This is a genomic window from Lederbergia galactosidilytica (genome assembly GCF_017873565.1).
Taxonomy (GTDB): Bacteria; Bacillota; Bacilli; order Bacillales; family Bacillaceae_C; genus Lederbergia; species Lederbergia galactosidilytica.
This window is the reverse complement of record NZ_JAGGKH010000031.1, coordinates 21,068-36,272: the sequence shown is the minus strand read 5'-3', so window position 1 is coordinate 36,272 and position 15,205 is coordinate 21,068. Positions and strand designations below refer to the sequence as shown.

Annotated in this window: 16 protein-coding genes; 11 read left to right on the top strand and 5 right to left on the bottom strand. The window is 37.7% G+C overall.

The genetic code is table 11. The features are described from left to right. Nucleotides 1–129: 129 nt before the first annotated feature. The 5 genes from J2Z23_RS21145 to J2Z23_RS21125 form a co-directional block, all read right to left on the bottom strand. The gene (locus tag J2Z23_RS21145) at nt 130–1,032 is read right to left on the bottom strand and encodes a DUF4097 family beta strand repeat-containing protein (RefSeq protein WP_057984597.1); all 903 of its coding nucleotides are present in this window, start codon (nt 1,030–1,032) and stop codon (nt 130–132) included. A gap of 2 nt (nt 1,033–1,034) precedes the next feature. After that, a complete protein-coding gene (locus J2Z23_RS21140; RefSeq protein WP_057984598.1) occupies nt 1,035–1,586 on the bottom strand; it encodes an HAAS signaling domain-containing protein in 552 nt (183 codons plus the stop codon). Next, nucleotides 1,579–1,902 carry a PadR family transcriptional regulator gene (locus tag J2Z23_RS21135; protein WP_057984600.1) on the bottom strand — a complete coding sequence of 108 codons (324 nt, stop codon included), beginning with the start codon at nt 1,900–1,902 and terminating at the stop codon, nt 1,579–1,581. Before J2Z23_RS21135 ends, J2Z23_RS21140 begins: the two co-directional genes overlap by 8 nt. Nucleotides 1,903–2,042: 140 nt before the next feature. Next, the gene (locus tag J2Z23_RS21130; protein ID WP_209975200.1) at nt 2,043–3,188 is read right to left on the bottom strand and encodes an MFS transporter; all 1,146 of its coding nucleotides are present in this window, start codon (nt 3,186–3,188) and stop codon (nt 2,043–2,045) included. Between the two features lie 945 nt (nt 3,189–4,133). Beyond that, the gene (locus tag J2Z23_RS21125; protein ID WP_209975198.1) at nt 4,134–4,478 is read right to left on the bottom strand and encodes an MGMT family protein; all 345 of its coding nucleotides are present in this window, start codon (nt 4,476–4,478) and stop codon (nt 4,134–4,136) included. Nucleotides 4,479–4,642: 164 nt separating this feature from the next. On the opposite strand from J2Z23_RS21125, the gene J2Z23_RS21120 reads away from it, so the two are divergent. The 11 genes from J2Z23_RS21120 (at nt 4,643) to J2Z23_RS21070 (ending at nt 15,176) form a co-directional block, all read left to right on the top strand. Then, entirely contained in the window at nt 4,643–4,966 is a 324-nt protein-coding gene (locus J2Z23_RS21120) for a cupin domain-containing protein (protein ID WP_338018454.1), read from the top strand. 15 nt (nt 4,967–4,981) lie between these two features. After that, nucleotides 4,982–5,683: a response regulator transcription factor gene (locus J2Z23_RS21115; protein ID WP_057984609.1), complete on the top strand. Its 702-nt coding sequence runs from the start codon at nt 4,982–4,984 to the stop codon at nt 5,681–5,683. Beyond that, complete coding sequence (locus J2Z23_RS21110; RefSeq protein ID WP_209975196.1) at nt 5,680–6,654, top strand: sensor histidine kinase; 975 nt, start codon at nt 5,680–5,682, stop codon at nt 6,652–6,654. Before J2Z23_RS21115 ends, J2Z23_RS21110 begins: the two co-directional genes overlap by 4 nt. 404 nt (nt 6,655–7,058) lie before the next feature. Continuing rightward, nucleotides 7,059–7,829, top strand: coding sequence for an ABC transporter ATP-binding protein (locus J2Z23_RS21105; RefSeq protein ID WP_209975195.1), 771 nt, complete (start codon nt 7,059–7,061; stop codon nt 7,827–7,829). Next, nucleotides 7,804–9,702, top strand: coding sequence for an ABC transporter permease (locus J2Z23_RS21100; RefSeq protein ID WP_064468399.1), 1,899 nt, complete (start codon nt 7,804–7,806; stop codon nt 9,700–9,702). The genes J2Z23_RS21105 and J2Z23_RS21100 overlap by 26 nt, the downstream gene beginning before the upstream one ends. A 310-nt stretch (nt 9,703–10,012) precedes the next feature. Next, nucleotides 10,013–10,330 (top strand): PadR family transcriptional regulator, encoded by a 318-nt coding sequence (locus J2Z23_RS21095; protein WP_057984615.1) that lies wholly within the window; start codon nt 10,013–10,015, stop codon nt 10,328–10,330. After that, nucleotides 10,327–11,055, top strand: coding sequence for a DUF2812 domain-containing protein (locus J2Z23_RS21090; RefSeq protein WP_057984618.1), 729 nt, complete (start codon nt 10,327–10,329; stop codon nt 11,053–11,055). Before J2Z23_RS21095 ends, J2Z23_RS21090 begins: the two co-directional genes overlap by 4 nt. A gap of 265 nt (nt 11,056–11,320) precedes the next feature. After that, a complete protein-coding gene (locus J2Z23_RS21085; protein WP_057984620.1) occupies nt 11,321–12,265 on the top strand; it encodes an ABC transporter ATP-binding protein in 945 nt (314 codons plus the stop codon). Beyond that, complete coding sequence (locus tag J2Z23_RS21080; protein WP_209975193.1) at nt 12,255–13,490, top strand: ABC transporter permease; 1,236 nt, start codon at nt 12,255–12,257, stop codon at nt 13,488–13,490. Before J2Z23_RS21085 ends, J2Z23_RS21080 begins: the two co-directional genes overlap by 11 nt. A gap of 221 nt (nt 13,491–13,711) precedes the next feature. Then, complete coding sequence (locus J2Z23_RS21075; RefSeq protein ID WP_057984624.1) at nt 13,712–14,545, top strand: DUF368 domain-containing protein; 834 nt, start codon at nt 13,712–13,714, stop codon at nt 14,543–14,545. A 118-nt stretch (nt 14,546–14,663) separates the two neighbouring features. Further along, entirely contained in the window at nt 14,664–15,176 is a 513-nt protein-coding gene (locus J2Z23_RS21070; protein WP_064467765.1) for a DUF3221 domain-containing protein, read from the top strand. Nucleotides 15,177–15,205 lie beyond the last annotated feature (29 nt).

Here is a 15,205-nt window from a genome sequence, read left to right as displayed (position 1 = left end):
TGTTTGTCAAGAGCGATTGCGGTAGCTTACCACCACATTTAGACCGTAGAGCTACGTTTAGGCTTTTGTTTTCATAGAATTTTTGACACTACCCTTTCTTTATATTACGTTCATTCATCGCTCTATTGTTTATTTTCTTTTTACGATAATGTCACCAACAGTTGTTTCTAGATGAATGAGAATTCCCGGATTTTGATTATTAATGGTTTGTTGATTTTTTCCGAAGATCAGAATATCGCCAACTTTCGAAGCTGTTTCAAATTGGACGTTTTCAGGATAGTTCTCTGCAGTAATAAGAATATCTCCTGTTCTTGCCTGAGCTGTAATCGGGTCCGTAATTTGTTGGTTTTTTACCGTAAAGTCACCATTTTTATTTTCCGCTTGTATCTCCCCAGATACATCCTTCAATAAAATATCACCATTTCCTGATGCAGTTTGAATAGATTTAGCCTTGACATTGGAGAGTGTCGTGTCCCCATTGGTTGTTTTAGTATGGATATCGGCTTTAATTGTTTCTAATGAAATGTCTCCGCTAGTTGTTTTGACTGTAAACAGTTGCGAGGAAATGTTATTGGCCACGATATCTCCATTCCTCGTTTGTGTTTGGATATCTTTTCCCGTTATATTTGCTAGATATACATCGCCCGAGTGACTATTTAATTCAACCTTCTTATATTCTTTTTCAGGAAGGAACAGCTTTATTTTGGATGAAGAATCGAAACCAAAAGAGAACCATTTAATTCGCTTATGGTTGGACTGAATGATCAAAGTGTCTTCTTGTTGATCAATTTTTATGCCGTCCATTAATTCTTGGGAATTTGCTCCCGAGACATCAATTTTAACTTCTCCTTCAGAGGGAACGAGCTCTATATCTACATTATTCACATCAACCTTAAGATGGCTAAAAGGAACATCATCTATTTGTGTTGTGATAGAGTCTGAATTTCTTTGGATGGAGGAAAAAGTTATAATACTACCTATTAGGCCAATGATAAGTAAGAGGCCTGCAATGAAGGAAATTTTCCTAATCACGATTATTTCCCACCTTTCACAATCGATATATTATATTTTAAATATCTGAGTAATAGATTTATAAATCCTAATGACACATAATACATGCCCATAGAAAGAAAGATCCCGAGCCCAGAAAGAGTTAAAGAGAAAAACAGATCAAACCATTCAAAAGTACCAATATTGAAAAGGGCATTTAACAATACCAATATAGGAGAGAGTGTAAAAGAAATACCCAAGATCCATCCTGCAAATATTAAACTTACTACAGTGAGAAAAGGTCCAAGTACTAAAATTAAATTAATAAAACCTAGCCCAATCACAGACCAAACAGCGCGGAAGACATTCCCAGTAGACTTGCTTGTTTCCATTTTTTCAATATGATAATCAGCAAGAATTTCGCGAGCAAGTTGTTTCGGTGATCCTAGTGCTGCCGAAATTTCCTCCTCTGATTTTCCTTCTTCTATTCCAAAAGTAAAGTGCTCTTCGTAATCTTGGAGAATATCATTTTTTTCAACTGTTGATAAGGAGCGTAAATATCGCTCTAATTCTAATAAAAATTCTCTCTTATTCATGAGCCATCCCCTCCTCAATGATTTGATCAACGCCCTTTGCAAATTGTCTCCACTCCACTACAAGCTTTTGCAAGTATTCCCGGCCTTGGTCTGTTAACTTATAATATTTACGTGAGGGGCCTTCAGATGATTCACGTAAGTATGTTGTAAAATATCCTTCTTTTGTTAATCTTCTAAGCAAAGGATAGACAGAGCCCTCCGAGATTTCAATTTGATCAGAAATTTTTTGTACGAGCTCATATCCATAACGGTCTTGTTTATCGAGAAGGACGAGAACACAAAGTTCTAAAACACCCTTTTTAAATTGAACATTCAATTTTCACCACTCCACTACTGTATAATGTATAGTACTTGAATACAATATACCATCTAGTATTATTCATTGCAAGGTACTGTTAAAATAAAACACAAAATAGGCTGTATGAGAAAGTTCTTTTCTCGATACAGCCCTATTTCTTAAATTGGAGTGTGTACAGTTCTATTTTTGAAAAACATGAAAAATGCCCCGATTATTAGCAGGGTTCCGGCAAACAGAAATCCTCCATTGGCAGTTAGTTGAAGTAAACCTGTAACACCCGAGCCAATAACAACACCCATGGAGAAGAAGGCGTAAAAATATCCATATGCCTTGCCCCGATCAGCAGGATCTGTTGCTTCGACAAGCATAGAGTTTAAAGACGGGAATAAAAAGGCAAAGCCAATTCCGTAAACACCCATTATGAAATAAAGTAAATGAATACTTGGGGAAAAACTAATGGAGAGCATGCTTATGCCCATAAGCGACATTCCAAACACGGCTGTATGTACAGCCTTTAACCGATCAAATAGTGTATTTGTCGGTAATATAAAAATTAATACAGCAACAAGTCCAAATGTACTCATTAATAAACCACTTGTTTGTGTATCACTCCCTAATTCTAACACCTTTAATGGAAGCATATATGCCACAACACCCTGCGAGAACATTAGAAATAATGCTCCTAAATAAGCTTTCATAATATAGGGATCTTGAAAGAAGACTTTGACTGAAATCGCCTTTTGATCTAATTTGGTTTTTTTTACCTTCTGTAAAGAACGGAGGAAAATTAGAGATAGAATTCCAAGTGAAAACATGAAAAACGATGTGACCGCAAATACAGTGATTTCATTCACTTTGCTAGCCACAATGCCACTGAAGGCGGGACCAATAATAGCAGCTAATCCAATAAAAGCACCAGATAATGCGGCCCCTTTTCCTTTCTTTTCATTTGCTGTAGTATTAGCTAAATTAGTAAAAGCTGCTGGGACAATCAGTCCGGCTGTGAAACCATGTATAAAGCGGACAAGCAACAAAATCCATGTATCTGTTGCGAAATAATATAATAATAGAAAGATACTTGTTGAAAAAAGGCCAAAAATTAATATAGAAAGGGGTCCTTTTTTATCAGTCAAAAAGCCAGAGGTTACATTGCCGATAATATTAGATAATGAAAACATTCCGACTACAAGCCCAACTAAAAAGGGAGGGGCTCCTAAGGAAGTTGCCAATGGACTCATAATCGGCAATTGTGAAAAGAGGTCAAAAAAGGAAAAAAATACAATGAAGTAAACTAGAACTCTCATTATTTTCAAAGCCTCCAAACGGGAATCTTTACCCTCATCTTCTCATGAAAACGGAAATTCTCAAGGGTGTATGTTCAACAAATATGTGAAAAACTAGGGGATTATGATTCTATTTGTTCATTTGCTAGAGACTACCTTAAGAGAATTTATTCCCATATGATGACATATTAATCTGTTTTTAATTTTTTACAAATAGGGTTTGAAATCCATATAGTAGCTTCGATTTCGTTTGGCGTCAGAGCTTTTTAGATTTGCACCTATTAATAGTTGCGATGCTGTTTTCATATCTACATGTAAGAAATTGTGGCAATCTTTGTCTCTCCCATTATTAAGAACTACTCAATTATTGTATGAAAAAGGGCAAGTGGGTCACGGTGGCCGCACTTTTCGCAGAGCCAACTTCTGCTAATCTTTTTTCATTGCCAAATCTCTACATGATAGCATTGGAACCCTGAAAGAATGTCATATTTACGAATATCATATTTTTAGACTAACAGGACGAGGGATATATGGCTGATGGTGAGAGGCAAGTTCAACGGAGATTTGATAAAGATTATCTGAGGACTTGTAAGTTTGGGGGAGACGATAAAATAATGAAATTTGACTGGGGAATAGTATCCTAGTTTTCTTTTGTCTGTAGTGTCTGGCATATTCTTAATACCCCCGTTTACTCATTTATATTTTTTGTCTCAAAATAAAAAGGCGTTTGAAAAACATGATCCATTTGAATAGTTGAGAGGATTTAAGGGATAAATCATGGGAAACTGAGTGTTCCATTGCAAAGATGTGATTTCTGAGGACAGAAGCGGTCTCTCTTTCTCCTGCTAGTCCAACTTTGAGGTTAAAATTGGATAGGCAATATGACTGTTTTTCATCTATTGAATTATAAGGCATTTCAACTCCTCCTTAATAAGTAAAATCACCTTTATGTTACCATTTTTAGTCTTAGTCCAAATCGCTAGATTCCGCTGATAAGCGAAGTTCCCCTGGTTGCCATTGGAACGTTACTAGCTTAACTTTGTTTTGACGAAAAAATTCTACGCCTTCTTCCGCCAATCTATATTTCTGTTCTATTGCTGTTTCTGGGTCTCCAATGACAATTTCTCCCTTCGCATTTACGACACGGTGCCAAGGTAAATCATATTTTTGGCTCATCGAATGGAGAATTCTAGCAACCTGTCTGGCAGCACGAGGATTTCCTGCTAAACGAGCAATTTGCCCATATGTAGCGACTGTTCCCAGTGGAATCTTTTGTATAATAGAAATAACTTGTTTTGTATAAGCCTCCATGTTTTATTCTCCTGACTCATTAGGATATTATAAAGGAAAACTTCGATCAGTGGGAGTTCTTCCCTTTTCACTGAACTAAGAGTAAATTCGCAGCTCTGTACGTTTTTGCCAGAGGGTTCTGACGAACTATAGGGAAAACTAGAATAAAAATATATTATGAAAGGGTGTGCACGATTGATATTCGCAATGCAGCCGAAGTTCAAGTTTCTCAAGAAACACGTTTTTCTAAAAATACATTATATCAAAATGGTAAAAGTACAGCATTTGTTTTGAATTTTTTACCAGGCCAGTCTTTACCTCCGCATCCGCATCCAAACGCTCATGTTTATCTTTTTGTTATAGAAGGAACAGGGACTTGTACAATTGATGGTGAAAAGCAAGCCATAGCACCGAAAGACGTAATCCACTGTGAAGATCAACAAATATTAAGCATTGAGAACGCAAGCGAGAAGCCGTTAAGTATTTATGTTGTGCTAGCAAAAGAATGAAAAGGATGATCCAAAATGGCAAAAATTTTAATTATAGAAGATGATCCTAAGATTGCTCAATTACTGCAAAATCATTTAGGAAAGTATGGTTTTGAAGCCATCATAACGGAACAATTTGATAAAATTGTCGACATTTTTAAAGAGGTTCAGCCAGATCTAGTGCTGTTGGACATTAATTTACCAAGCTTTGACGGTTTTTATTGGTGTCGCCAAATTCGCCAAATTTCCACATGTCCAATCCTTTTTATTTCGGCTCGTTCAGGGGAAATGGATCAGGTGATGGCGCTAGAAAATGGTGGCGATGATTTTATCACAAAGCCATTTCATTATGAAATCGTGATGGCAAAAATTCGTAGCAGTTTACGGCGGGCATATGGCGAGTATGCTCCAAAAGTAAAGGAGCGAGTTGTTCAACTGGATGGTCTCATTTTGTATATCGAGAGGATGGAGATGGTAAAAGATGGCCAAACCGTCCCGTTAACAAAGAAAGAAGCGGTTTTGCTGGAAATGCTAATGAAGCGTTCCCCGCGAATAGTCTCTCGTGAAGCTATACTTGAAAAGCTATGGGACGACCAGAATTTTGTTGATGAAAATACATTGAATGTCAATGTCACTAGAGTTCGGAAAAAGCTACAGGAGTTGGATATTATGGATTCAATTGAAACGGTGAGAGGAGCGGGTTACCGACTTATACCAAATTGGGAGCATTTATCATGAAGCTATTTTTACGGGATCACTTTTTCCTCATTCTCGTCAATATACTTCAAATAATAATCCTTTTGTTGGTGTTCTGGATGGATGGTTATCATAATCGTCACTTGCTTTTTTATACACTATTTTTGGCGACATTTATCTTGATGCTCTATCTTGTTTTCCGTTATCTTCTCCATCAAAGGTTTTACAACAGGTTATCGAACCCGATGAATCAGATGGATGAAGCTTTTGAAACATTAGATAAGGCACCTCTTGCTAAGGCATTAGGAGAGTTATTGAAACGCCAACATCGTATTTATATAAATGAACTTGATCGACAAGAAAAAAGACGAAACGACCATTTAACATTTATTAATCAGTGGGTACATCAAATGAAAACCCCTCTATCTGTCATTGAATTAATCACTCAAGAGAATGATGATGAGCATTTAGAAAGTATTCGAGAGGAAACAGATAAGCTAGAGAAAGGCTTAGAAATGGTTTTATATGCGGCGAGACTAGAGATGTTTGAACAAGACTTCCACGTAGAACCAGTCTCGTTAAAAGTGGTGATTGAAGAAGCAATTAGAGAGAATAAGCGATTTTTTATAAAGAATCATGTTTATCCGGAGGTACATGTCTCTAGCACAATGGTGGAATCAGATGAAAAGTGGTTAGAGTTTATCTTTAATCAATTAATTACAAATGCTGTAAAATATTCGACTGGAAAAGGGCATAAGGTCGTTATAACAGAAACGAAAGATCGACTTGAAACTATTGTGACAGTACAAGATTATGGAGTAGGAATCCCTAAAACAGATTTAAAAAGAGTTTTTAATCCCTTTTTCACTGGAGAAAATGGCCGAAATTATCGGGAATCGACAGGAATGGGACTCTATTTAGTTAAAGAGGTCTGTGAAAAATTAGGTCATAAAATTGAACTCACTTCAATTCAGGGAGAGGGAACTAGCGTGCAAATTCGTTTTTTACATTAGGGAGGCCTTACTCGCACTTAAGGTTGGGGGTGTGGGAGAAAGACAATAGGATGTTTTACATGAATCAAGACGCTTGTGCTTTTGCTACGTTGACATCCAGCTCCAGCGCCTAGCGCCTAGCAAACTTTCGGTGTCTTCCTACGATAAGTCAACATCAGCTCGCCTTTCAGGCTCTCTGTGTTTCCTTTATCTCAGGCCAACAGGAGATTGGTCACAAGGGCGTTGCGCCAGGACGGCGCGTATTTAGCCTTTGAACCTTATTCTCCAAGTTTGTACGTCGCTGAACAGGCGCTTGCGCTTTTGTTTTAACCTTACATGAATGTAAGCTAATTGAAAGCTGTAGCGATGGTATGAAAGAGGCCTTTTCTCTTACACTATAGATAGTTGAGAAAGGGGTTTTGAATTTGGATATCTTGAACATTAAAAACTTAAGTAAGGTTTATGATGGTAAAGTCGCCCATAAGGCGTTGGCAGATATTGATTTAACGATAGAAGAAGGAGAGTTTGTCGGGATTATGGGTCCCTCGGGAAGTGGAAAATCGACCTTGTTGAATATGGTAGCGACCATTGATCAGCCGACATCAGGATCATTAATCGTAAATGGTAAGGATCCCTTGCGAATGAAGCACAATGACTTGGCTCTTTTCCGGCGCCGAGAATTAGGTTTTATCTTCCAAGACTTTAATTTACTTCCCACTTTGACGGTAGAGGAGAATATTGTCCTCCCGCTCACATTGGATGGAGCCGATATAAAAGAAATGGAGAATAGAGTAGCGGCTGTTGCAGAGAAATTGGGCATTACAGCGATTTTGAAAAAACGCATCTATGAAATTTCAGGAGGACAAGCACAAAGAACAGCGATCGCCCGAGCCATTATTCATAATCCGAAAATGGTGCTTGCAGATGAGCCGACAGGAAATTTAGACTCTAAAGCATCGAGAGCGGCAATGGAAATGATGGAGAGAATCAATAAAGATGATCAGACAACGATGATGATGGTTACCCATGATCCAATTGCAGCTAGCTATACGGAGAGAGTTGTGTTTATTAAAGACGGCACATTATTTAATGAAATTCATCGTGGGGAAAATCGACAAGCATTTTTCCAAAAGATTATTGACGTGTTATCGCTGTTGGGAGGGGATGCAAGTGACCTTTCGTCAATTCGCGTTTAACAATGTTTTTCGCAATAAGCGTATTTATGCAGCTTATTTCTTAAGTAGCTTATTTTCTGTTCTTGTTTTTTTCGTGTATGCTATTTTTGCCTTTCATCCGGGACTCTCAAAGATCAATCCGAATGTCGCAGTTGGCTTGCATTTTGCTGAGGCCATTATCTATGTGTTCTCGTTTATTTTCGTCCTCGTGTCGATGAGTGCTTTTTTGAAATCTCGTAAAAAGGAATTCGGTTTAATGGTGATGTTGGGGATGACCAATCAACAATTACGTCGTATGGTCTTCTTAGAAAATGTATTAATCGGATTTTTTGCGACAGTGTCAGGAATCGCAGTTGGTCTTGTTTTTGCAAAGTTGATTTTAATGGCAGCCCAACGCATTCTTAGTTTAGAGCAATCCTTGCCATTTTACCTACCATGGCAAGCGGTCCTCCTAACATTTAGTGCCTTTTTAATTTTATTTATTGTCATTTCCTTTTTTACAGTTTCCATTTTAAAAGGGAATAAATTAATTGATTTAATTAAAGGAAGCTCTGCACCAAAGAAAGAGCCAAAGGCGTCGATTATTTTATCTATTTTGGCAGCTCTTTTGCTTGCGGTTGGGTATGCGATAGCCTTGGTGGTTCGTGAAATGCAAGTTGTAGTCGCACTGGTTCCTGTCACAATACTTGTGACAATTGGGACGTATTTTCTCTTTACCCAGCTTAGTGTATTTACGATTAATCGATTAAAGCAACGCAAATCAATTTTTTGGAAAAAAACAAACCTCGTTCTTTTTTCAGATCTTGCTTATCGAATGAAAGATAATGCCCGTGCTTTCTTCTTTGTGGCAATCGTCTCAACAGTTGCCTTTGCTGCAATTGGTTCACTTGTAGGCTTCCGGTATATGTTTACAACATCATTAACGGAAGATCGGCCGTTTGCGTTGGAGTACACCTCTATCGCTGGGAATGAGGATGAAAATGAGCATATTCAATTAATCGAGTCTAAATTAGACTCCTTTCAATATGAAAAAGCAGCTGTCCATGTGAAAAAAGTCGCCATTCCTAGCTTAGCGACAGAGTATGTGCCATTAATTGGCTTGATCTCTGAATCAGAATTTAATCAGCTAGCCAAAACGGCAGGACAGGCCAACCAACAAGTTCAACTAAAAGATCAGCAAGCGATCTTCTTATATTATCAAAGCTCTATTGGAGAAAAAGCAGCACATGAGGAAAAACGAACGTTAGAATTTGCTGATAAGGAGTTAAACCAAGTAGCAGCCCAAGGAGCAAATTTGATGGGTACCTATGATGATTATTTAATTGTTGATGACCAATTCTACAATGCAATAGATGAATTTGAACCAGAGGCTTATTATGGCTTTCAAGCTCAGGATTGGAAGGAAACAGCAAAAATCGGTGAAGACCTATTAAAAGCCATGGGGGTTGAAGATACCGGCGGCTATAATGAACATTTTCATTTCTCCTCGCTTGGCTATGACTGGAATGGCATAAATCAAGGGTTTGGAGCAGTCTTATTTATAGGTCTATTTATTGGTGTTGTCTTTTTTGTGGCAGCAGGAAGCTTCTTATATTTCCGTCTATATGCTGATTTAGAAGATGAGAAACAAAAGTTTTCTATGATCGGTAAGCTCGGTCTTACGGATAGGGAATTATCAAAAATATTAACAGTCCAATTGGCCTTGCTATTCTTTGTACCAATACTTGTTGCTGTGATCCATGGAGCTGTTGCCCTTACTGCCCTCCAGCATATGTTTGATTTTAACTTATTTAAGAGCTCTGCAGCAGTATTAGGGACATTTGCCATTGTGCAAATAGGGTATTTCCTGTTCATTCGCTTTAATTACATTCGTAAAATTAAAGAATCGATTTAATATAGTCGAAGACACATTTCTTAGGAGATGTGTCTTTTTTATAAGAAATTAAACATTGTTTCATTAGAATTGTCAGGACCTAGAGTAGGCCAAGATATGATTATTGGTTTTTTCGCCAAAGCCTTGATTTACAATCCAATTGTTTGTCGTGGTTTATTCCTTGGCTAGGAAAGGGGGGGATTCTTTGATTCAAAAGAAAAATATCAAAGTATAAAATAGTTGTAGACACATATATCATATAGTGATATATTGCTTTTAGATATATGTATCATTTTTGGATATATCCTAAAGAGATATAGAAGGTGATGGATTGAAGAAAACCGAGCAATTAACAGATTCAATGTTTTATATCATGGCTGCTTTAACGAAGCCAAGGCATGGCTACGCTATTATGAACTTAATTGAAGAAACAACAAAAGGCGTCATTACCATAGGTCCTGCTTCGATGTACACGATTATCAAAAAGTTAATAAAACAGGAGTGGATTTATTTGCATGATGATTCAGATTCAAGGCGCAAAACATATCTACTCACTGAAAAAGGCAAGGAAGTATTAAGAGAAGATTTGTTGTTAAGAAAACAAATGATTCAATTGGCTGAAACTGGATTGATGGAGGCTGAAGAATGAGACAAACAAAGTATATTACCTCAGGTGGGTTAGCTTTTTCCGAGGAGAAGGACATGGAAAAATTGCGTCAATTTTCTTTGAAGGGTTGGCATGTTAGCGATTTTAAGTTTATGGGGTATACGCTAGAAAAGGGAGAAAGCACGGATTATATCTATAGTGTAGATTATCGTTCAGTAAAAGAGGGGGAAGAAGAGGAATACTATGAGTTTTTTTCTACTTCTGGATGGTCACATATTACCTCGGCAGGAAATATCCACTTGTTTCGAGCGTATTCTGGAACAAAACCGATATACACTGACTGTGATACAACAGCTGAAAAATATAAAAGTTTAAGTGATTCCATGAATAGGTTAGCTATTCCATTTATTTTACTAACAGCACTGATTTGGATTGGTGCCATCATAAGCTCTGGTATCTTTCAATCAATCCTTTTAGGAGTAGCTGTTATTCTCAGTATAATTGCGCTCCCAACAGCTTGGACGGTCATCACAACATACAGTAACAAATGGGAGGTAGAAGGGAGAAAGGGATTAGTCAATTTAGTCAAAACTATACCATCCCTTGTCTTATTAATACTGGCTATACTTCTGTTAATTGTCGGTGGTATGGAGAAAGACCGGGCTCTTAGTCTCCTAGCATATATGATAGCTGGTGCAACCGCACTCCCACCAGCTATTTGGGTGATCATGTCCCTGTATCATAAAATGGGAGAGAAGAAAGGTTAGAAAGGTAAGATCTTGGTCAGCAGATTCTCAAATGCTCCAACTATTGTTCGGTGCAGTTGAAGGAACATTGAATGAAGTTTCGCTTTATATAATTAAGAAGGAAGTTATTTATATTATCATTTGAATTTTATCTAAAAACAAGATCGTATTGCTATTTAAAAGAAGACGAACAATCTAATGAAGCCAATACACTTATTTCTTAAAGGTTGGAACTTTTAGAGCGTTTCAATCGTAAAGAGTAGAAGTGTAGAAAGGACGGGTGGGTATGGAACCAATATTAACGGTAGAACAGTTAGGAAAATCTTTTAAACAAACACAGATTATTCAAAATATCTCCTTTCAAGTGCATAAAGGAGAAATTATGGCTATTCTTGGCCCTAATGGTGCGGGGAAGTCGACAACGATACGGAACATCATGGGAATTATGTATCCAGATGAGGGAAAAGTGCAATTTCATAATCATCCAACTGGTGAAATTCCTCGTCACAAAATTGGGTATTTACCAGAAGAACGTGGATTATATAAGAACGTTAATGTGATGGATATGATTTTGTATTTGGCAGAGTTAAAAGACTATCCACTGAAAAAGGCAAGAGAGCGGGCCATGGAATTTTTAGTAAAATTAGGACTCGAAGGAAAGGAAAAGGTCTCTGTTGAGGAATTATCCAAAGGAATGGGGCAAAAAGTTCAATTTATTGGCTCCATTATTCATGAGCCAGAGCTTCTAATTTTAGATGAACCCTTTTCGGGGTTGGATCCTGTCAGTCAGGAAGTTTTTAAGAAGGAAATTCAGGAATTAGCGAATCAAGGTACAGCCATTTTATTATCTTCTCATCAAATGAACATGGTAGAGGAAGTCTGTGATCGCTTATTTATGATTTCTCGTGGACAAAAGGTGATTTACGGATCATTGGAAGATGTTAAAAATCAATATGCAAATTTTAAATGTACGATTCGGGGAAAAAATGATGCAAAGATGTTGGAACAACTTGCTGATGTGCAAAGGGTTGAGCAAAACGGTGATGTTTCAGTTGCCTATTTAGCACCAGATGTGCATGTCCCATCATGGTTAAGAGAGCTCCCGGAAAATCTGAATATTCACGAGTTATCAATTGATCGGATATCTTTACATGAAATATTTATTGATGTGGCAACAGATCGTCACTTAGTTCAGGACAGTCAGGAAGGGGGTAAAGGCGATGCGAAATAGCTGGAAGGTTGCAAAGTGGGAAATTAAACGTAATTTAAAGAATAAGTCTTTCATTATTTCTCTAATCATTACACCAATTATATTTATGCTATTTGCATTTATTCCTTCTCTTTTTAATTCTGAAGACGAAGCGACACAAGTACTTATTTTAGATGAACTGGATGTCTACACACAGGTTGAAGAAATCGTGAAGTCAACTGAATTAAATTGGGAATTGCAACAAACGGATATAGCCGAAACGGAGATGGCAGCTTTAGCGGAAGAAAATGAACATACAGCCTATATTGCCTTAACAGAAAAGGGATTGGAAGAGGGAGAAATCCCTGTGTATGTGAATGAGGATGTGGGAGATGACTTTCTCTTTGAAGCATCAGTTATCGAAACACCACTGCGCCAGTTGCAGTTGGAGCGGATGGACCTATCTGATCAACAATTGGAGAAAATCGGAAAAGGTGTTTCATTGAAGTCTGCTGAACTGGAAGATACAAAGGAAGCTTCTCAAACTGAAGGGGAAGCAGCTGAAGAAACAGAAGGAGATCCATTTAAACACCTTGTGCCTGGTATTGCCGCAGGTATTGTCTTATTTTCGATCGTCATCACGGGAATGATGATTTTCACCTCTGCTTCACAGGAAAAAAAGGAGAAGGTAGCAGAAATTATTCTATCTTCGATTACCCCGACGGAGCTGATGCAAGGGAAAATCATTGGGTATTTTATTTTAGGAATTACCCAGGTCGCTGTTTGGCTCGTATTTCTAGTACCAATTGCCTTATGGAAAATTGACTTTCCACTCCTGGAATATTTATTTGTACCAGAATTAGCATTATTACTACTCGTTGCTTTGGCTGGTTATCTTTTATTCTCAGCAATTTTCGTTGGAATGGGCGCAACAGTTGAAGATATGACGGCTACTAGTAATTTTCAAGGAATTGTCATGATGTTGCCATTCCTTCCATTTATGTTTATGGGCCCGATTCTCATGGATCCAAGTGGTTTAATTGCAAAGATCTTAACCTTCATACCTGTTACGACACCGGGTGTGCTCCTAATTCGTCTCTCCATGCTGGAAGAATGGCCGTGGTTGGAAATCATCATTGCGCTTCTTGTGTTATTTATATTTATCTGGTTAGCCATGAAAGCAGCTGGTAAAATTTTCAAAATGGGTATTCTCATGTATGGAAAAAATGCTACACCAAAAGAAATTTGGAAATGGTTGTGGACATAGTCGGAACCGGACCTCCTGGCTGAAGGGCCAGGAGGTTTGCTAGATAGGGGCTATTACTCTTGTGTAGAAGGCCAATTCCCGAATATAGAGTTGAAATACTGATGGAACTATACTTATACCCTTTAGTAAGGCAGGAAGACTTCCGTATAGGGGAAATCCTCCTAATAGCTCGTATATGATATAATAAAGTTTAGGAATTTTAATAGAGGAGATTCAAATTTATGGAATGGAAAAATTTATACCGTGGCTTTCTTATCGGAGCAACGGATTTAATACCAGGAGTTAGTGGAGGGACAATTGCGTTTATTCTCGGCATCTACGAGCGACTACTTAAGTCGATAAGTGGTTTTTTCAGCCGAGATTGGAAAAGGTATATTGGCTTTTTATTTCCACTTGTTCTTGGGATGGGAACCGCATTAATAGTTTTGAGTAAAGGAATTGATTATTTACTGACAGAGCATAAAGAGCCTACACAGTTTTTTTTCATGGGGCTTGTGCTTGGTGTCTTGCCTTATTTAGTGAAACAAGCAGAAGTAAAAAGGAACTTTTCAGCTAAGCATTATATTGTTCTAGTAATCATGGCAATTCTTCTTGCCTCCTTAGGATTTTTACATACCGAAGAGAACGTAGAACCAATTACATCATTGAATATGTCTACTGCGATTGGCTTGTTTTTTTCAGGGTGGTTAGCTAGTATGGCGATGCTTTTGCCAGGAATTAGTGGTTCCTTTGTTTTACTGTTATTAGGTGTGTATTCAACAGCGATCAATGCACTCTCGACTTTAAATATCCCCTTGATTATCACGATCGGGGCTGGGGTAATTATTGGTTTTATTGTGAGCAGTAAAGGAATTCAATATTTTCTCTCTCACTTTCCGCATATTACTTATGCCATCATAATTGGCATGATTTTTGGATCTGTATTTGTTATTTATCCTGGCATGGCAAGTGGGACAACCCTTGTGATCAGCTTCCTTACTTTTTTACTTGGCTTTATCCTCACTTTTTCTCTAAGTCTTATTAAAAAGCCTTCCTCGGATTTGAAAAACGCCTAAGGGTAGACCCTAGGCGTTTCTTTGATACATCCGAATATTTAATCAAACGTTTGATTAAGAAGAAATGGTAACTATTTCTTGTCAATTTCGTCAGTTGTATATAAAGGGGGCTGATGGAATGAAAGAGGCATTGCTCATTCTGTTATTAGGTATCTTCACAGTATTACTAGTTGGCTGTTCAGGAAAAAACGAGGTTGAATATACGAATACAGCTTCGAAGGAGGGGCTCTATGTCATCGAAAAGCACGGGGGAAATTCTGTGACAGTGGCTGCTGCCCAACCATCGGGAGAGCAAGAGAATTTTTATGATCTTTATACGTATTCGAGTGTACCTAGTGAAGTAGAAGTTGGACAAAGAGTAAAGGTGGAGCCAGATGGTGCTTTAATGGAAACTTTTCCTTATCAAGGGAAAGCTAAAAAGGTTACGATTTTGCCTGTTTATAAGCCAAATACAGCAAATTTAGATGAAATACAAGTCGTACAAAAAGCATTACAGACAATCAAAGGTTCTAGTGAATGGCCTGCCATTACATCTGTAGAATTCATGGAAGCGCAGAAACTTTGGCAGGTGGGGATTAAATTAGGGGAAGATAATAGAGATGTTGAAATTATCGATCAGCTATCAGAATAAATAGAAAGCCTTCACTCATTTTTAATGGG